22 protein-coding genes are annotated in these 17,869 nt (G+C 57.0%); 13 read left to right on the forward strand and 9 right to left on the reverse strand.

Going from position 1 to position 17,869, the window contains the following annotated elements:
• Positions 1–15 precede the first annotated feature (15 nt).
• From ecpA to FHU12_RS14020, 5 genes are all read right to left on the reverse strand, one after another.
• Entirely contained in the window at positions 16–603 is a 588-nt protein-coding gene (ecpA, locus tag FHU12_RS14000; protein WP_004939148.1) for a common pilus major fimbrillin subunit EcpA, read from the reverse strand.
• A gap of 427 nt (positions 604–1,030) precedes the next feature.
• Positions 1,031–1,660 (reverse strand): helix-turn-helix transcriptional regulator, encoded by a 630-nt coding sequence (locus FHU12_RS14005; protein WP_141970021.1) that lies wholly within the window; start codon positions 1,658–1,660, stop codon positions 1,031–1,033.
• Positions 1,661–1,825: 165 nt separating this feature from the next.
• Positions 1,826–2,665 carry a winged helix-turn-helix domain-containing protein gene (locus tag FHU12_RS14010; protein WP_141972985.1) on the reverse strand — a complete coding sequence of 280 codons (840 nt, stop codon included), beginning with the start codon at positions 2,663–2,665 and terminating at the stop codon, positions 1,826–1,828.
• Positions 2,666–3,193: 528 nt separating this feature from the next.
• Complete coding sequence (locus FHU12_RS14015) at positions 3,194–4,615, reverse strand: heavy metal sensor histidine kinase (protein WP_141970023.1); 1,422 nt, start codon at positions 4,613–4,615, stop codon at positions 3,194–3,196.
• Positions 4,612–5,283: a heavy metal response regulator transcription factor gene (locus tag FHU12_RS14020; RefSeq protein WP_021504273.1), complete on the reverse strand. Its 672-nt coding sequence runs from the start codon at positions 5,281–5,283 to the stop codon at positions 4,612–4,614. Before FHU12_RS14020 ends, FHU12_RS14015 begins: the two co-directional genes overlap by 4 nt.
• Before the next feature lie 141 nt (positions 5,284–5,424).
• Between FHU12_RS14020 and FHU12_RS14025 the strand changes: the two genes are divergently transcribed.
• The 4 genes from FHU12_RS14025 to FHU12_RS14040 all read left to right on the forward strand — a co-directional run bounded on the left by FHU12_RS14025 (position 5,425) and on the right by FHU12_RS14040 (position 8,064).
• Positions 5,425–6,051, forward strand: coding sequence for a hypothetical protein (locus FHU12_RS14025; RefSeq protein WP_060421289.1), 627 nt, complete (start codon positions 5,425–5,427; stop codon positions 6,049–6,051).
• 12 nt (positions 6,052–6,063) lie between these two features.
• Positions 6,064–6,669, forward strand: a complete 606-nt coding sequence (locus tag FHU12_RS14030) for a cytochrome b/b6 domain-containing protein (RefSeq protein WP_063988827.1) — start codon at positions 6,064–6,066, stop codon at positions 6,667–6,669.
• Positions 6,662–7,429 carry a molybdopterin-dependent oxidoreductase gene (locus FHU12_RS14035; RefSeq protein ID WP_141970025.1) on the forward strand — a complete coding sequence of 256 codons (768 nt, stop codon included), beginning with the start codon at positions 6,662–6,664 and terminating at the stop codon, positions 7,427–7,429. Before FHU12_RS14030 ends, FHU12_RS14035 begins: the two co-directional genes overlap by 8 nt.
• 122 nt (positions 7,430–7,551) lie before the next feature.
• On the forward strand, positions 7,552–8,064 hold the full coding sequence (locus FHU12_RS14040; protein ID WP_141970027.1) for a hypothetical protein: 513 nt from the start codon (positions 7,552–7,554) through the stop codon (positions 8,062–8,064).
• A gap of 164 nt (positions 8,065–8,228) precedes the next feature.
• On the opposite strand, the gene FHU12_RS14045 is transcribed toward FHU12_RS14040, so the two are convergent.
• A complete protein-coding gene (locus tag FHU12_RS14045) occupies positions 8,229–8,417 on the reverse strand; it encodes a hypothetical protein (protein ID WP_141970029.1) in 189 nt (62 codons plus the stop codon).
• A 29-nt stretch (positions 8,418–8,446) separates the two neighbouring features.
• Between FHU12_RS14045 and FHU12_RS14050 the strand changes: the two genes are divergently transcribed.
• Complete coding sequence (locus tag FHU12_RS14050; protein WP_141970031.1) at positions 8,447–8,977, forward strand: GNAT family N-acetyltransferase; 531 nt, start codon at positions 8,447–8,449, stop codon at positions 8,975–8,977.
• A 4-nt stretch (positions 8,978–8,981) separates the two neighbouring features.
• Here the strand turns inward: FHU12_RS14050 and FHU12_RS14055 are convergent, their stop codons facing one another.
• Positions 8,982–9,854 carry a LysR family transcriptional regulator gene (locus FHU12_RS14055; protein WP_141970032.1) on the reverse strand — a complete coding sequence of 291 codons (873 nt, stop codon included), beginning with the start codon at positions 9,852–9,854 and terminating at the stop codon, positions 8,982–8,984.
• Positions 9,855–9,945: 91 nt separating this feature from the next.
• Between FHU12_RS14055 and FHU12_RS14060 the strand changes: the two genes are divergently transcribed.
• On the forward strand, positions 9,946–10,929 hold the full coding sequence (locus FHU12_RS14060) for a nitrilase family protein (protein ID WP_141970034.1): 984 nt from the start codon (positions 9,946–9,948) through the stop codon (positions 10,927–10,929).
• 87 nt (positions 10,930–11,016) lie between these two features.
• Here FHU12_RS14060 and ompX read toward each other — a convergent pair whose 3' ends face one another.
• Entirely contained in the window at positions 11,017–11,535 is a 519-nt protein-coding gene (gene ompX, locus FHU12_RS14065) for an outer membrane protein OmpX (RefSeq protein WP_019454480.1), read from the reverse strand.
• A 399-nt stretch (positions 11,536–11,934) separates the two neighbouring features.
• Between ompX and rhtA the strand changes: the two genes are divergently transcribed.
• Positions 11,935–12,822, forward strand: a complete 888-nt coding sequence (gene rhtA, locus FHU12_RS14070; protein WP_141970036.1) for a threonine/homoserine exporter RhtA — start codon at positions 11,935–11,937, stop codon at positions 12,820–12,822.
• 132 nt (positions 12,823–12,954) lie between these two features.
• Complete coding sequence (gene nanQ, locus FHU12_RS14075; RefSeq protein ID WP_141970038.1) at positions 12,955–13,422, forward strand: N-acetylneuraminate anomerase; 468 nt, start codon at positions 12,955–12,957, stop codon at positions 13,420–13,422.
• Here nanQ and FHU12_RS14080 read toward each other — a convergent pair.
• Complete coding sequence (locus tag FHU12_RS14080; RefSeq protein WP_141972986.1) at positions 13,404–13,949, reverse strand: shikimate kinase; 546 nt, start codon at positions 13,947–13,949, stop codon at positions 13,404–13,406. The two genes, nanQ and FHU12_RS14080, sit on opposite strands and share 19 nt — an antisense overlap.
• A gap of 367 nt (positions 13,950–14,316) precedes the next feature.
• Here FHU12_RS14080 and dps point away from each other — a divergent pair, with 367 nt between their 5' ends.
• The 5 genes from dps (at position 14,317) to glnQ (ending at position 17,791) form a co-directional block, all read left to right on the forward strand.
• Entirely contained in the window at positions 14,317–14,820 is a 504-nt protein-coding gene (gene dps / locus FHU12_RS14085; protein WP_004939215.1) for a DNA starvation/stationary phase protection protein Dps, read from the forward strand.
• A gap of 140 nt (positions 14,821–14,960) precedes the next feature.
• Complete coding sequence (locus FHU12_RS14090; protein WP_141970040.1) at positions 14,961–15,227, forward strand: DksA/TraR family C4-type zinc finger protein; 267 nt, start codon at positions 14,961–14,963, stop codon at positions 15,225–15,227.
• Positions 15,228–15,565: 338 nt separating this feature from the next.
• The gene (gene glnH / locus FHU12_RS14095; RefSeq protein WP_038880498.1) at positions 15,566–16,309 is read left to right on the forward strand and encodes a glutamine ABC transporter substrate-binding protein GlnH; all 744 of its coding nucleotides are present in this window, start codon (positions 15,566–15,568) and stop codon (positions 16,307–16,309) included.
• Positions 16,310–16,412: 103 nt separating this feature from the next.
• Positions 16,413–17,072 carry a glutamine ABC transporter permease GlnP gene (glnP, locus tag FHU12_RS14100; RefSeq protein WP_019454487.1) on the forward strand — a complete coding sequence of 220 codons (660 nt, stop codon included), beginning with the start codon at positions 16,413–16,415 and terminating at the stop codon, positions 17,070–17,072.
• Positions 17,069–17,791 carry a glutamine ABC transporter ATP-binding protein GlnQ gene (gene glnQ, locus FHU12_RS14105; protein ID WP_004939230.1) on the forward strand — a complete coding sequence of 241 codons (723 nt, stop codon included), beginning with the start codon at positions 17,069–17,071 and terminating at the stop codon, positions 17,789–17,791. The genes glnP and glnQ overlap by 4 nt, the downstream gene beginning before the upstream one ends.
• Positions 17,792–17,869 lie beyond the last annotated feature (78 nt).

Consider the following 17,869-nt stretch of genomic DNA (forward strand, 5'->3'; position numbering starts at 1 on the left):
GATCGTTCGGAGGGATTAGGAAGTCCAGGTCGCGTTGAACTCGACGCTGACGTCGCCGCTCCAGATACCTTCCGGCAGCGTGCTGAAATCCGTGACGGCGGTGGTGCCGTTTGACGTCGCGCCGATGATGCTGAAGGTGAACTGATCCTGCGCGCTGGTGCGGCCGGCCTGGTTGTAGGCGTTGGACAGGGCGCTCAGATTGCCGCCCAAAATGCCGGCGGTGGTGTCGATCATGGTGGTTTCAGCCGTTTTCCCGACCACCGCACCGTTATAGTTCACCCCGACTTCCAGCGTAGAACCGGAAGTATCCAGCTGAGTCAGCGTATTGGAGACCAGTTTTGAGGTCAGTTTGAAAGCGGTGGCCGTGGTATCGCCTTCCACGGTGACGTCAAACAGGCCTTTCTGGCTGTTGAAACCCTTAATGCCTTCTGCATAGTTGAAGGCCAGGCTGCCAATCGGCGTCACAACCAGTTTGCTGGTGGTGTCTTTCTTGGCGGTCGCAGACCAGGTTGCCAGCGCCTGAGCGGTAACGTCGGCGGCTTGAGCAGTGCTGACCGCTGCAAAGGCGGAAACGATCGCCAGAGCCAGTGTCATTTTCTTCATGGTATAACTCCCTTCAATGTTGAATATGTTTTCTTTCTTTCGTCCATTCTCAGCCAGCCGTTTGCATCACTGCGTTTAGCCAGTCTGCTTGACGCCACAAGAATATCCCCGACCGATCAAAAAAGAATCATTAACTACTAAAGTTCAAATATTTAGATTTAAATCCCGACATTAATGTTTTAACCCCCCACCAATCACATTAAAAAGCGGGTTAAGCCTTTAATGAAAGCACAATCACATTGTGGTTTATCCCCTGCAAGGCGGTGATTGTTTAACCACAAATATGCTCTGTTCGCCCTTCCCATGTCGGTGCAAAATTTCAGCGCCGGCGTTGTTCGCTGAGGGGGGATTGATTGGATTTACGCAGGGAGGCAGCAGCCAATCAAGATCGGCCGCTGTAGAGAAAAGGGGGGCTTCTCGTCACGTGTCAGGAAGGGTATCGGGTTCTCAGAGTAAGGATAAGCCGCATAAAGCCGGCCTGATTGAGGCCCAGTTTTCGCATAATATTCAGTTTATGGGAGCTTATGGTTTTGTAGCTTCGGCGAGTCACGGTGGCGATGCTTCGTGGAGATGCGCCGGCAACCATCATGGCCAAAACTCGCCATTCACCGTCAGATAATGCGGCTGTAGAGTGCACCAGCCGGGCGCGAATATGCGGGGAACGATAGCCAGAGAACTTGCCCGCAGCCGCAATGGCGTCACTCAGGCAATGCAAAGGGTCCTCCTTAGCCACGATAGCTATGCGCGCATCCGCCGCCAACAACGCTAATATGCCGGGATGTTCTACCGTGGTGAAAATCACCAAGGGAATTTCCGGCCAGACATTTTTTGCCGTCAGAACGAATCGTAATACATCATACAAATATTCGCTCTGATGATATAACTCCATAATAAGCGCGCGAGGCTTTCCCTCTTTCAATGCCCCCTCCAGCTCCCTCAAGGTATCGATAAAATAGCTGTCACTTGATTGGGTAACGAGAAATGCTTCCATTCCTCTTCTCACTAAATAGCTGGGTTCAAAAAATAGCAGCGCATCACCGAAATCGGCTTTAACCATACATAATCACCATAATGAGGTAGAAAGCGGTAGAGAAAGGGAAATACCTCTCGTAAACGCCACACGGCAACCCGCCCAATGAAAGTCGAACGTTCTATTTCAACACTGTAATATTTTTGTCATATCCATCGTCCTTCAATCGTGTTGGGCAGCGGCTATCAATGGTCAATTAATAAACTCGGCATTGTCGCTTTCCAAACCTGAACAGATCTCCATTTTATGTTCACGCAAGATCTTGCAGCGCAGCAGGAATAAGCGGGAAATGCCGGAAATGTAAGCCCTAACCTGATTGCTGCGCACCACCAGCAAAAACTCATCGCCGCTGCACTCTCCCGTTTGGTGCGCGGCGTAAGCCAGAATATCCCGATTCAGGCTGGCGTTGACCGTCGCGGAGGCATCAGGCAACGACATGAAAACCTTACAGTTGCCCGACTTTCCCAGGTAGCTCTCCTGCCGGGCCCCCGAGCCGCTGAAATAGGCCGTGACAGCAATAGCCATGAGGATCCCCCCCAGAACCATCGCGCTGAACATCAGCCACCCGCGGCGGGAATAACCAAGATGAGAAGTGGCCCTATTGATGGCGGTTTCGGACGGCGGATTGGTTGCCGCTTCGGGCGTAGTTCCCGGCACAGCCGCGGCAGGCTCCGCGTCGTGAATATCTTCCGCGTCCTCATAAGACTCGATGGTAATCTCATCACGCAACATAAAACCCACTTTAGGGACCGTAACAATAACCTCATCCTCGACGCCAAGGTTTTTAATCACCCGACGCAATTTGCTGACGCACTGATTAAGATTATTATTGCTGGACACCATGCCGTAATCGTCCCAGACCTTCTTGAATATCAGTTCACGCCCTACGGCCTCGCCATGGTGGGCAATCAACAGCAACAACAACCGTTTGGAAGGACTGGATATGGATATGGGATCGTCAGAAAAATCTGTTGGGCTAAGGGTTCTGGTGTCTGCGTCAAAGAGAATATGGTCATTAAATCTATATTTCATTTTATTCACATGTTTTCACTATAGCGATCATTTATAGTTTGGCGTCAAATGTTAATGAAATATTAAATAAATATTTAATCAGGTAATTCGCGAAAATACCCAAGCACAGGCAAGAAAAACCACTCAATTAACGCCACGAAATACGCTTTTTCACCTCACCATCGTTTATATAGGATTTTTCTTGCAAACCATAACCAAAGGTTAACCAATCACCACACCCATTGATATATTGACGCGCCAAAAACCATAAAGTTAGTTTTTTGTATCGCGGATTATCCATTTTAAGGAAAAACATCTCAAAAAAGGACTGGGGAACTAAATTTTAATAAAAAAATAATAACAAGTGAATGTTGAGCATAATCACAGACCGCAGGCCATCCGCATTATCCTGATGAATTAATGCGCTTACCGCGACGTAAATGTTAAATTTTAGGTTCAGCCAAGGCGATGGGAAATAGTAATGAAAGGAAAAACTTGCGAATGACGCCTATCGCATGATCCGCAGTAGGCGAAAACATTCGCTGCAGCTCATTGAACTGATGAAGGGAAAACCAGGCTAAAGGTCAAACTGGCAGAATCCCGGCCATCAGAACACTGCGCGCACGCCTCTCCCCCGTGCAGCGTCATGATGGCGCGCACGATAGACAACCCCAACCCACTGGCGTGATTGCCGGCGCTGCGTGCGGGATCGGCACGATAGAAGCGATCGAACAGCTTTTCCAGCTGTGCCGGCGCGATCGGCGGCCCCTGATTGATGACCTGCACCCACCAGGCATCGGCACGCCGTTCAGCCCGCAGGACGATCAGGCTGTTTTCGTCGGCATAACGTACCGCGTTGGCCACCAGGTTGCTCAGCGCCCGCTGGAACAGCATGGCGTCCGCCTTCAGCACGCCTTCCCCTTCGCAGCTCAGCGCGATGCCGCGTTCTTCCGCCAGCCCTTCGAAGTAATCCGCCACCCGCCGCAGCTCCAGCGCCACATCCAGACGACTGTAGTTCAGCGCAGACTGCGCTTCGCCGGCGCGCGCCAGAAACAGGATATTTTCCACCATGCGGGAAATGCGCTCCAGCTCATCCATATTGTTCGACAGCAGGGTTTCGTACTCCTCCACGCTGCGGGGCTGGTAAAGCGCCACCTGGCACTGGCCCATCAACGCCCCTACCGGCGTGCGGATCTCATGGGCCAGATCGGCGGAAAATTGCGTCAGCCGCTGATAGCCTTCATTCAACCGATCAAGCATCGCATTGAACGAACGGGTCAGCTGCTGCAACTCCTTCGGCGCCCCCTGCTCGCTGAGGCGTGTCGACAGCGTATTGGGCGCAATCTGCGCCGCCTGCGCCGCCATGCGCCATAACGGCTTCAATCCCCTGCGCATGACCCCATACCCCAGGAGCGCAATCAGCAGGAAAGCCACCGCGACCGCCGCGACGATGCGCCACAGGTAACGCGCCAGCATCTTCTGTTCGTTGACCATCACGTGCGCGGCGGAGATCTGCAACAGGCTGCCGTCTTCCAATCGGACCATCGCCGAAGCGGCGCGCAGCGGTACCCCCTGCGCCGTTTCCCCGCCGCGCACGGCGGCCAGCGTCTGCGCCTGTTCAGGCGGCGTCGGCGCGATCGGCGGCAGGACCACCCTGGCGGGGTTTACGTTGATGAGCGGTTTTTGCCCCGGGATTTGGAAAATCAGCACGTCCTGTTCATTGCCCAGCATGTTTTCGAACAGGCCGTTATTGGCGGTCAGGCGCGCCAAAGGAAAGCGCTGCCCCAGCAAATGGCGGAAATACTCTACGCGCCCGGTCACCTGCAGATCGCTGCGCAGCGTCATTTCCTGACGCATGGCGCTAAACAGATACCCGCCTGTCCCGCTCACCACCAACGCGGCCACCAGCGCGAACAGCGTGGCGGTGCGCAGCGTCAGCGACACCGGCCGACGTGACGTGCGCCCGCTCACGAACGTGGCTCGCAGACATAGCCGATGCCGCGCACGCTGTGGATCAGCTTGACGTCGAACGGCCGGTCGATTTTGGCGCGCAGGCGTTTGATCGCCACGTCAACCACATTGGTGTCGCTGTCAAAATTCATGTCCCACACCTGAGAGGCGATCTGCGTGCGCGACAGCACTTCGCCCTCGCGCCGCACCAGCAGGTGCAGCAGCATGAACTCCTTGTTGGTCAACGGGATCACCTGATCCTGACGCACCGCCCGGCGGCGCAGCACGTCCAGCTGCAGATCGGCGATAGCGTAATGATCGGCTTCGCGCGCCGGCCCGCGGCGCAGCAAGGTGCGCAAACGCAGTACCAGCTCGGTGAACGAGAACGGCTTGATAAGATAGTCGTCCGCGCCCAGCTCCAGACCGTGAATGCGATCCTGTACGCCATCGCGGGCGGTGAGAAACAGAATCGGCACGTCGCTTTTCTTGCGCAGCACCTCGATAATCTGCCAACCATCCAGCCCCGGCAGCATTACATCGAGCACGATCGCATCGTAGTCCTGCTCCAACGCGCGAAACAATCCGTCGGTGCCGGTGCGCGCCAAATCGACGCCGTACCCCGCCTCACCCAGCCCTTTCTTCAGGTAATCCCCTGTGCCGATATCGTCTTCAACTACCAGTATTCGCATGCTCACCACCTCGTTACGTCTGCAAAAAATACTAGCAGTTTCGGCGGACAAACTTGATGACATTAATGTCATCAAACGGCCATGGCGCTGACCCCATCGCTCAACCATGCTTAACCGGCAAACTCATTTCAGGAGAACGTTATGATTACCCGTCATCGTATAGCCGGTTTACTGTTGTCCACGTTACTGCTGTCCAGCGGCTTGGCCGCCGCCGCCCAAACGCCGGGCAAGGTTATCGCGCCGCTGCGTGGCACCATCAGCCAGGTTGCCGACGGCAATCTGCAACTGACCGACCGCAAGGGCGAGACACTCAGCGTCAAGCTGAACGATCAGACCAAAGTGCTCAGCGTTTCCAAAGCCACGCTGGACGACATCAAACCGGACAGCTTTATCGGCACCGCTGCCGTGCCGCAGCCGGACGGCACGCTCAAAGCGTTGGAAGTGCACGTGTTCGCCGCCAGCCTGCGCGGCACCGGCGAAGGACATTCAGCCTGGGAATCCGCCGATGGCAAAGTGGACACCATGACCAACGGCACCGTCGGCAAACTGGTGAAATCCAACGGCCGCACCCTGACCGTCACCTACGGCAACCAGCAGAAAACCGTCGTCGTGCCGGAAGACGTGCCGATCGTAACGCTGGATCCGGGCGATTTGAGCCTGCTGAAGCCGGGCGTGCACATCGTGCTGTTCTCCGCCGTCAACGATAAGGGCGAGCGCATCGCCACCCGCATTTCCGCCGGCAAAGACGGCACCGTGCCGCCGATGTAACGGAGGGAAGCCATGAAGACCAACGCGTCGCGGCCGGTGCATCGCTGGCCGGTTCGAATCACTCATTGGATCAACCTGTTCGCCATGGTGTGCATGTTCATGAGCGGTTGGGAAATCTACAACGCCTCGCCGCTGTTCGATTTCCGCTTTCCGCCGCAGATGACGCTGGGCGGTTGGCTGGGCGGCGCGATTGGTTGGCATTTGGCGGTGATGTGGCTATTGGCGCTCAACGCCGTCTGCTATCTGCTGTGGAGCCTGTTCAGCGGCCATTTTCGCCGCGATCTGTTGCCGCTGCGCGTCGGCGCGCTGCGGCAGGATATCTGGCTGGCATTGACGCTGCGCCTGCGCCACCGGCATGGCCACTACAACGCCATTCAGAAACTGATGTACCTCGGCGTACTGGCGCTGGGGCTATTACTGGTGCTGTCCGGCCTGGCGATTTGGAAGCCGGTTCAGCTGCAGGGATTGGTCGCCCTGTTTGGCGGCTTTGATTTCGCGCGCTACGTGCATTTCTTCGCCATGGCCGGCATTGGCCTGTTTGTGGCGATCCACGTCTTTATGGTGATAGTCGTACCCAAAACGCTGTGGGCGATGATAACGGGTGGCAAACATGAATGAGAAAAAACAGCGGGCAACCGCGCCGACGCTGGAACCGGACCAAAAAAAGCAGCTGGTCAATCTGCAGCGCCGCCTGATGCTGCGTTCCGGCCTGACGCTGGGCGGTATCGCCATGCTCACCGGTTGCAACCTGCAAGACGGCGATCGGGTGGATAAGGTGCTGTGGGCCATGTCGCGCTGGAACGACCGGGTGCAGGCCTGGCTGTTCAGCGGTCATCGGCTGGCGCAAACTTACCGGCCCGATCAGATTACCCAGCCTTTCCCCTTCAACGCGTTTTACCCGGAATACAACGTCCCTGAGATCGATCTCGCCGGCTATCGGCTTGAGGTCGCGGGGAAAGTGGAGAAAAAAGCGCCCTGGACGCTGGAACAGCTGCAGCGGCTGCCGCAGCAAAGCCAGATCACTCGCCTGATCTGCATTGAGGGCTGGAGCGCCATCGGCCAATGGGGCGGCGTGCCGCTGCGCACCTTTCTGCAGCACGTCGGCGCGGATCTGAACGCCGGCTACGTCGGTTTCAAATGCGCCGATCGTTACTACTCCAGCCTCGACATGGCCACCGCGCTGCACCCGCAGACCATCCTGGCGCTGGATTTCGGCGGCAAGGCGCTGCCGGCGGACTACGGTTATCCACTACGGCTACGTGTACCGACCAAGCTGGGGTTCAAAAACGCCAAGCATATCGCCGCGATCTTCGTCAGCGACGTCAATCCGGGCGGGTATTGGGAGGATCAGGGCTACAACTGGTTCAGCGGCATTTAGTTTTGCGCAGCGCTGCGCATAAGCCTCATCGGCGGCTGGAGGATCTTCTCCATCGCGGTTAATAATCTGTTCGTCACAAAGGGGATAACTATAGGAAAAATAATAGTAAAAAGGATTTTATCATGGAGATTGATGTGAGGGCGTCACACACAGGGATAGCTGACACATACAGGTATCAGATTGCAGTAAGAAAAGGTGATGGTAAAACGGCCGTCTATCATTTGGATTTCAAGAAAATTGGGCAAAACATGCATCATTGGTTTTCCCCTGTGTATGTGGACACGGCTCTCCTCAATAATGCTTTCTCTCTGGAGTTTTATGATGTTAAGGCGTTGAGCGACGCAAACAGGCACCGGCGCTCAGCTTTCGATACCTATACCGCAATGCATTATACCCTTCTCCAACGCGAACGCTTATTCGTAGTTGGCATCGGGGAAACCCTTCTCAAGTTTGCCTATCAGTATCAGGCCAGGATCATCTTCAGTGCACCGTTAAGGCCAGCACTAGCTAAAATTTATGATTTTTTGTTGAAAAAATACGCCCATACAGGGCATTATTTATACAAAATAGAGTTTATAAAGGACGGCCTCTATGTCATCGAAATCCCGCGTAGCCCCCATAACCTCTCATACTGACCAGCAGCACGTTAAGGAACAGCGCCTGAAAGAGATGCAAGCCTTCCACGAAGAGTGGTGGGAACAAAGGCGCCGCGAATGGCATGAACGCGGTGGCGTTGAAGCCAGTGAAGCGCCCGCACGTGGCATCGATACCGAACTTTCATCCTAATTCCGGTTCGTTCTTATTCTTCTTCTCCCGCCGTCAGCAATGCAATCCCCGCTTGCTCGATTGCCTCTTGTACGGCGGCGGCTGGCCTCGAAACCTGGACGAAGCTGACCACCCAGCTCAGTCTTGAGCGGCTTTCTGTTGACCCGGCTGTTGTGGCTGGCGGTGTGATTTCTCTGGCATACTGAACGCCGTTGTTTTTCATCGCCTTTCACCCTGTGCAGGAGCAGCAACATGACCGTATTCAACACCGCGCCAACGCTTGTCACCGAACGCCTGCGGCTGGACGCACACACGCTGGACGACTTCGAGTCGCTGGCCGCATTGTGGGCCGATCCGCTGGTGGTACGCTATATCGGCGGCACACCGCGCGACCGGGAAGACTCCTGGGGGCGCCTGATGCGTTACGTCGGCCACTGGGCGCTGTTGGGGTACGGGTATTGGGCGGTGCGTGACAAACAGAGCGGTGAGTATCTCGGCAGCATCGGCTTCTCCAACTTCCTGCGCGACATCACGCCGGCGCTCGACGCGCCGGAAATGGGCTGGACGCTGGTGAGCTCGGCGCACGGCAAAGGCTACGCCACCGAGGCGCTGCGGGCGGCGCTGGCCTGGGGTAAGACGCACCTGCCGGGCGAGCAAACCGTCTGCATCATCTCGCCGGAAAACCAGGCCTCGCTGGCGCTGGCGAAAAAGGTCGGTTTCAGCGAAAGCCACCGCAGCGAGTACCACCAGAGTCCAATCGTCGTGATGCATTGCCCGCTTTGAATGCCTAAGCGCGTTGCATCGCCAACGCTGTCTGAATGAAGTTGTCCCGCAGCGCGTCCACGCGCTGCGGATCCCAGGCGATACCAACCTGCCACTCCGTCTCCTCGCCGCTCAGCGGTAAAATGTCGATGCCGGCCGGCGCGATATGCGTGATGCTGTGCGGCAGCAGCGCGACGCCGACGCCGGCGGCGACCAGCGCCAACAGCGTCTGGATATCGCCAGCCTGCTGCACCACGTTCGGCGTCAACCGGTGAGCGGCGATAAACCGCAACGACTGATCGCTCAGCCCGCGCCCGCGTTTCGGCGTCAGCTGCAGCAGCGGCAGCTGATTGAAACGCGCCATCAGATCGTCGGCGCACAGCGCCAGCGCGCCCGGCGCAGCCAGCACCAACCGATCGCTCAACAACGCCGCGCCGCACAGCGGCGTATTGACCGGCAAGCGCACGAACCCCGCCTGCAACTCCCCCTGCAACAACAGCTGATACTGACGTTCCGACGGCATGTCTTCGAGGCCAATCGCTACCTCAGGAAACCGCTGGCGAAAGGCCGCCACCAGCTGCGGCGCCAGATGAAAGCTGGAGAGGCCAAATCCCAGCGCCAGCCGCCCCGCTTCCCCGAGCGCCACCCGCCGGGCGCGCCGCTGAAACTGCTGGTACTGTTCCACCAGCGCCTGCGCCTCCGGGTACAGCCGCTGCCCACCGGCGGTGAGCACCGCCCCCTGTCGGCCACGTTCGAACAGCCGAACGCCGAGCTGGGTTTCCAGCGCCTGAATCTGTTTGCTCAGCGCCGGTTGGCTGATGCACAGCAGGTTCGCCGCCTGCCGATAGTTGCCCTGTTCGGCCAGCGCCACCAAGGCGCGCAGTTGTTTTATATCCATTCCATCAGGTTATCGAATAAGGAATTTAATTGATTATACAGTAATCAATCCACCTGCTGTAATCAACGCAGACCCCAACCGGAGAGAGACCATGACCCCTTCATTACGCGCCGCCACGGTGCAATTCCAGCATCGCGCCAATGACAAGAATTACAACCTGTCGACCATGGAACGCTTTATCACGGAGGCAGCCGAGCAACAGATACAGCTGCTGGCCTTCCCGGAAATGTGCGTCACCGGCTATTGGCACGTGCGCCATCTTTCCGTCGCCGAAGTGCGGGCGCTGGCGGAACCGATCGTAAACAGCCCTTCGCTGGCGCGCATTCGCCCGCTGGCGGAGCGTTACAACATGGCGATCGGCGTCGGGCTGATCGAGCTGGGCGACGACGGCCGCTGCTACAACGCCTATGCCGTTTGTCTGCCGGACGGCGAACTGCATGTGCACCGCAAACTGCATGCCTTCGAGCACCCGGCTATCGCCAGCGGCGACCGGTATACGGTGTTCGACACCCCCTGGGGCGTGCGCATGGGCGTCTTGATCTGCTGGGACAACAATCTGGTGGAGAATGTGCGCGCGACGGCGCTGCTGGGTGCAGACGTGCTGATCGCCCCGCACCAGACCGGCGGCACCCATTCGCGCAGCCCGCACGGCATGAAGCCGATCCCGCAGGCGCTGTGGCAACGGCGCGCGGAAGATCCGCAGGCAATAGAAGCCGCCTTTCGCGGCGAACACGGCCGCGGCTGGCTGATGCGCTGGCTACCGTCGCGCGCTCACGACAACGGGCTGTTCTTGCTGTTCAGCAACGGCGTGGGCCGCGATGACGATGAGATACGCACCGGCAACGCGATGATCCTCGATCCTTACGGCCGCATCGTGGCGGAGACCTGGGCGGCGGAAGATCGGATGGTCAGCGCCGAGCTCGATCTGACGCTGATCCCGCTCAGCACCGGTCGCCGCTGGATTTACGGACGCCGCCCCGAGCTGTACGGGCTACTGACTGAGCCACAAGGCTATGAGCGCGATGCCCGCAGCGCACGCTTTTCGACACAGCCGACGGGGCGCGGCAGCCGATAACAGATAAAAAAAAATCCGCCCGAAGGCGGATTTTTTATCGGTGCGGCAAAAGCTGCCGCAGGTTCATGCCCGCAGGCACGAACACACTTAGAAGCGGTAGCCTACGCCAACGTTCCAGGTGCCAACGTCAACGCTACGAATGCGGTTCTGCTCGTAACCGACATCCAGGGCAACGTTCTCGATTGGGTTGAACTGCAGACCGGCACCGTAGGTGAAGCCGTAGTCAGCGGTGTCGTGACGAGAAGTACCGTTCTGAGCGTTGGTAGTGAATTTACCGTAACCCAGACCAACCAGACCATAGATGCTCGCCCAGTCATTGATACGGTATGCTGGACCGGCAGAGATAGAGTTGTACTGAGCTTTGTTGTAGAAACCGTCCTGAGAACCGTCCTTTTCCAGGTGGGTAAAGGAACCGATTACGCCCAGTGGGTTGTTGTCGAACTCGTAACGGTATTTCAGGTTGAAACCGTCGGCTTTGTTAGCAACGCCTTGGAAATCACCCTGCGCATAGCCAGCGGATACGGTGCTCTGACCAGCGAATGCGGTACCTGCGCTAACTGCTAATACGCAAGCTGCTACTGCGGAAAGACATGCAATTTTTTTCATAACCACCTCAAACGCGTTTTATTATTAAGTACATCCATTTGTTCATGCTTTGAAAATATAACAAAAATTAGCGTGAAACTCTGCCTTGAAATGAGTGTCTAATGCTTTATATCGTGTAACAGAAGATTTCAAGAACAGTGTATCTTCTTCTTTTCGCTCTATTTTCGGCCGTATTCTACGGCTTTCTGTGACAAAAATCACCTATTTAATATCCAGATAATTCTTAAGAAAAAGCGCACTTTTTGACCAAATTCACCACATCTCATCCGAGGATCGGCGGATTTCACCGCGATGTGCGCTTTTCTCAGACAGATTTTCGCATTTCATTTACACTGCTCGCATCCCCGTTTCGACCGTTTTCTCAAGGCTGAGGAACGGCGCATAAAAGGCCCGTTAAGGATGTCGTTATCTACTTCCGGCAGAGCGCCCTCCGCGCTGCTGCCCATCTGTCTGTTAATCATCGCCATGGTGTCTATCCAGAGCGGCGCCTCGTTGGCCAAAAGCCTGTTCCCGATCGTGGGCGCGGAAGGCATCACCACGCTGCGTCTTTTCATCGGCACCCTGATTTTGTTCATCATCTTCCGCCCGTGGCGCATGCGCCTCGCCGCCGGCAGTCGCTTGCCGCTGCTGATCTACGGCCTGTCGCTCGGCGCGATGAACTACCTGTTCTACCTGTCACTGCGCACCGTGCCGCTCGGCATCGCCGTAGCGCTGGAATTTACCGGCCCGCTGGCGGTGGCCATGTTCTCCTCGCGGCGGCCGATCGACTTCCTCTGGGTGGCATTGGCGATCGCCGGGCTATGGTTCCTGCTGCCGCTCGGCCACGGTGTAGGTGGGATCGATCCATTCGGTGCCGCCTGCGCGCTCGGCGCCGGCGCCTGCTGGGCGGTCTATATCATCTTCGGCCAGAAGGCCGGTGGCGATCATGGCCCCGGCACGGTGGCGCTCGGCTCGCTGATCGCCGCGCTGGTGTTCTGCCCGATCGGCGCCTGGCAAACCGGCAGTGTGCTGTTCAATGTCGATATCCTGCCGGTGGCGCTGGCGGTGGCGATCCTCTCCACCGCACTGCCTTACTCGCTGGAGATCATTGCGTTGCCCAAAATCCCGGCGCGCACCTTCGGCACCTTAATGAGCCTGGAACCGGCGATGGCGGCGCTGTCCGGCATGCTGTTCCTCGGCGAACACCTGAGCGGCGTGCAATGGCTGGCACTGGCAGCCATCATCGCCGCTTCCATGGGATCCGCCCTAACCATCCGCCCCAAACCGCGCCTCGAAAGCCTTTCCTGATCGCCCGACCCGCCTGCCGACCGCAACGCCGGAATGCAGGCGGGTTAACTGTTTTCCTCGTGACAAGTCGGCATACTTCCCCTTAGCCTGTACCGCAGGCACCTTGGACTTTCGCTCACATGGAGAATAACAGTGATTCACAACAGCCTGTTCAACCCACGCTTCGGCCGCGGACTCGCGCCGGCGCTGGTTTCAACCCTGACCGAGTTGCGTCGATGCGACCTGCCCGAACTGGCGCCGGGCCATCACCCGATCGACGGCGACAACATTTTTATGGATGTCATGACGCTGACCACTACGCCAGCGGCGCAGAAGCGCGCCGAGATGCATCAGGAGTACATCGCGCTCCACCTGCTGATCAGCGGTGAAGAGCGCATCGAATACGGTCTGGCGGGCGACTGGCATCGCGAGCAGCCCCACGCAGAAAATAGCGACCTTCTGCTGCTGGACATCAAACGCCACCCGCAAACGCTGCACATGACGCACGGCATGTTCGCAATCTTTTTCCAAATGGAGCCGCACAAAACCGGCTGTCTTTGGCAGCGGCCGCAGCAAATCAAAAAAGCGGTGGTGAGGATCCATCACCGCCTGCTGCTTTGACCCTGCGGCAACGCCCGTACAAAATCGGCGGCCTGGCGGGGAGAACGCAAGCGTACGAAGCGGCGCCCGGCGCCGGCCATTTCCGCCAGGTATTTTCGCCGATTCTTGGAATAGGTGCGGATCGTCCACAACACGATCGACTCGCGGCTGAAAAAAGAACGGCGAAAACTTTCCCGGTTGCCGGTGCCCGGCCACAGCTCTCGTTTGCTGGCCGCGCGTCGGCACGCGCGGCGCACAGCTTGCCACAGCGTGCGGCCGAAACCGTAGTCCAGCCACAGGATATAGTCGACCTCGCGCCACTTGATCGGCTGCGTGCGGCTGTAGTTGCCGTCCAGCACCCAGCCTTCGCCCGCTTCGGCCAGCGCCTGCTCAAGCCGCGTCAGGAAGACATCATCGGGCGTCCCCTGCCACTCGGGCCGCCAATAGAGCCTGTCCATCTCGATATAGGGCACGTCAAGCCGTTCCGCCAGTTGACGCGCCAGGGTGCTTTTACCGCTGCCGCTGGTGCCGACGACGTTAATTTTCATCACTCGCCACTCATAGAGAGGGGATAATTCCCCTACTGTAACCGCATCAATTACGGCTATCAATCTGAATAGGCTTAAAATTAACACCACGATAACAAAGTGGATATTCCTATGAAGCCGGCATGCTCAATGAAAATAAAATAACAGGGGTAAACCGTCACTGCGGTAAATAATAAATCTGCAACAAAAAATAAAAAAACCAATAAAAATCAATTTCATTAATCAAAAACAAAAACCACATTGAAATATTACCAGTAGGCCATTCCTATTTGTGCAATAGCCATTTTCGTACGGCAAAAATAAATACCCCTGCTATAATTGATCCCGTAACGAAATAGGACAACGACTAATCAAGAGGATATCTGATATGAGTACCGCTAAACTGGTGAAAACGAAATCTTCTGATCTGCTGTATACCCGTAACGATCTGGACGAAAAAGTCAAACTGGCCGCCATCAAGGCGCTGAACCATCAGGTCGTGCAATTTATCGATCTTTCGTTGATCACCAAACAGGCGCACTGGAACATGCGCGGCGCGAACTTCATCGCGGTCCATGAAATGCTGGACGGCTTCCGCACCGCCATCATCGAGCATCAGGACACCTTCGCGGAGCGCGTAGTGCAGTTGGGCGGCGTCGCACTGGGCACCGTACAGGTGGTCAACGATCGCACGCCGTTGAAAAGCTATCCGACCAATATCCACAGCGTGCAAGAGCACCTGAAGGCGCTGGCCGATCGCTACGGCGCGGTCGCGAATGACATCCGCAAGGCGATTACTGAAGTGGAAGACGAAGACACCGCCGACATGTTCACCGCCGCCTCGCGCGATCTGGACAAGTTCCTGTGGTTCATCGAATCCAATATCGAATAACGCGAAAGCGTTGCAGAGGGCCCGTCGTTCCGGGCAGAACAGGCTGGGCTTTGCCCGGCCTGTTTTCTTTTGCGAGGCCGTTGCATTGTACAAAAAACGCCCCATATTAAACGGTAGGGTTCCCTTGTCAGGAGGTTATGATGGCCAGCGGCTGGGCGGCGGACGGCGCCGTACAAGATCAGATTGACTCCACCGTCGACGATGCGGTGCAGCGCGCGCGTGATGCGCTCGGGCACGGCGAGAGCGAACGCTATTGCCAGGAATGCGGAGAACCGATCCCGGAAGCGCGCCGCAAGGCGTTAACAGGCGTGCGTTTTTGCCTCGCCTGCCAGACCGAACAAGACAAAAAACACGCGGCCGCCAGCCTGTACAACCGGCGCGGCAGCAAAGACAGCCAGTTGCGCTAGCATTATCTGCTCCCCCTTTTGCGCCCTCGCGGCCCCGCTTGCACCGTCAGTGCATCATGAAAGTTAGAGTTAGTTATCAATATTGAAGCAAAAACGTTAAAGAACGGTTGTTTCACAGCCAAAATTTGGTTAATGATAGCCCTGTGCACCAAGATAATTCTTACGCACCATTTTGGTGCTCCACCTTGGTGCATAACCATAACAATTCGCCTTTCCGGCACAACATCACGTACTAACTCTTTGTTTTTATAGTAGTTGAAAACATGGCACGATTTTTTCATGGCACCAACTGCAATATAAAAAATGGGTAATCCGCAACCTGTACAGGAATTCCTCTCATGAAGTCGATTTTTAAAGTCTCCCTGGCCGCACTCTCTCTGGCCTTTGCCGTAAGTTCCCACGCAGCAGACAAACTGGTGGTCGCCACCGACACCGCTTTCGTTCCTTTTGAGTTCAAACAAGGCGACAAATACGTCGGCTTCGACATCGACCTGTGGGCCGCCGTCGCCAAAGAGCTGAAGCTGGACTACACCCTGAAGCCAATGGACTTCGGCGGCATCATTCCGGCGCTGCAGACCAAAAACGTCGATCTGGCGCTGGCCGGCATCACCATCACCGATGAGCGCAAGAAAGCCATCGACTTCTCCGACGGCTACTACAAGAGCGGCCTGCTGGTGATGGTCAACGCCGACAACAACAGCGTGAAAAGCATCGACGATCTGAACGGCAAAGTGGTGGCGGTGAAGAGCGGCACCGGCTCGGTGGATTACGCCAAGCAGCACATCAAAACCAAGGATCTGCGTCAGTTCCCTAACATCGACAACGCCTACATGGAGCTGGGCACCAAGCGCGCCGATGCGGTGCTGCACGACACGCCAAACATCCTATACTTCATTAAGACGGCCGGCGCCGGCAAGTTCAAAACCGTAGGCGATTCGCTGGAAGCACAGCAGTATGGCATCGCCTTCCCGAAAGGCAGCGACGAGCTGCGCGAGAAGGTGAACGGCGCGCTGAAAACCCTGCGCGCGAACGGCACCTATAACGAGATCTACAAGAAGTGGTTCGGCACCGAACCTAAGTAAGCTGTGAATTTAGCAAGCTATTAACTTAAGCACAGGGGGTCGCTTAACCCCCTGCGCTTCGTTGTATCTGATACCCACGTTTGGGATCACCGGGAGAAATATCATGCAGTTCGACTGGAGCGCCATCTGGCCCGCCATTCCTATCTTGTTAGAGGGCGCCAAAATGACCCTGTGGATTTCGGTCCTCGGTCTGATTGGCGGCCTGATCATCGGCCTCGTCGCCGGCTTTGCCCGCACCTACGGCGGTTGGATCGCCAACCACATCGCGTTGGTGTTTATCGAAGTGATCCGCGGCACGCCGATCGTGGTGCAGGTGATGTTCATCTACTTCGCCCTGCCGATGGCATTTAGCGACTTGCGCATCGATCCGTTCACCGCGGCGGTGGTGACCATCATGATCAACTCCGGCGCTTACATCGCGGAAATCACCCGCGGCGCGGTGCTGTCTATCCATAACGGTTTCCGCGAAGCCGGCCTGGCGCTCGGCCTGTCGCGCCGCGAAACCATCCGCTACGTCATTATGCCGCTGGCGCTGCGCCGCATGCTGCCGCCGCTGGGCAACCAGTGGATCATCAGCATCAAAGACACCTCGCTGTTCATCGTGATCGGCGTGGCGGAGCTGACCCGTCAGGGTCAGGAAATTATTGCCGGTAACTTCCGCGCACTGGAAATCTGGAGCGCCGTGGCGGTTATCTATCTGATTATTACCCTGGTGCTGAGCTTCGTGCTGCGTCGTCTGGAAAGAAGGATGAAAATCCTGTGATTGAATTTAAAAATGTCTCCAAGCACTTTGGCCAAACCCAGGTGCTGCACAACATCGACTTGAAGATCGACAAAGGCGAAGTGGTGGTGATCATCGGGCCGTCCGGCTCCGGCAAATCCACCCTGCTGCGCTGCATCAACAAGCTGGAAGAGGTCACCAGCGGCGATCTGATCGTCGACGGCCTGAAAGCCAACGATCCGAAAGTAGACGATCGGCTGATCCGCCAGGAAGCCGGCATGGTGTTCCAGCAGTTCTACCTGTTCCCGCATCTGACGGCGCTGGAAAACGTCGCCTTCGGCCCGATCCGCGTGCGCGGCGCGAAGAAGTCCGATGCGGAAAAGCTGGCGCGCGAGCTGCTGGCCAAGGTCGGTCTGGCGGAACGTGCCCACCACTATCCGTCCGAACTGTCGGGCGGCCAGCAGCAGCGCGTGGCCATTGCGCGCGCGCTGGCGGTGAAGCCGAAAATGATGCTGTTTGACGAGCCGACCTCCGCGCTCGATCCGGAGCTGCGCCACGAAGTGCTGAAGGTGATGCAGGATCTGGCCGAGGAAGGCATGACGATGGTCATCGTCACCCACGAAGTCGGTTTTGCCGAAAAAGTGGCGTCGCGCCTGATCTTTATCGATAAAGGCCGGATTGCCGAAGACGGCAACCCGCACGACCTGATCAACCACCCGCCAAGCCCGCGTCTGCAGGAGTTCCTGCAGCACGTGTCCTGATCCTGGCGGTTTAACGGCGGGCGCGCCACGCGCCCGCCGCTTTCATTCCGCACGCGTTCCCACGCCCCATCGCGTTTC

Origin of the sequence: Serratia marcescens (assembly GCF_006715005.1) — a bacterium.
Lineage (GTDB): Bacteria > Pseudomonadota > Gammaproteobacteria > Enterobacterales > Enterobacteriaceae > Serratia > Serratia montpellierensis.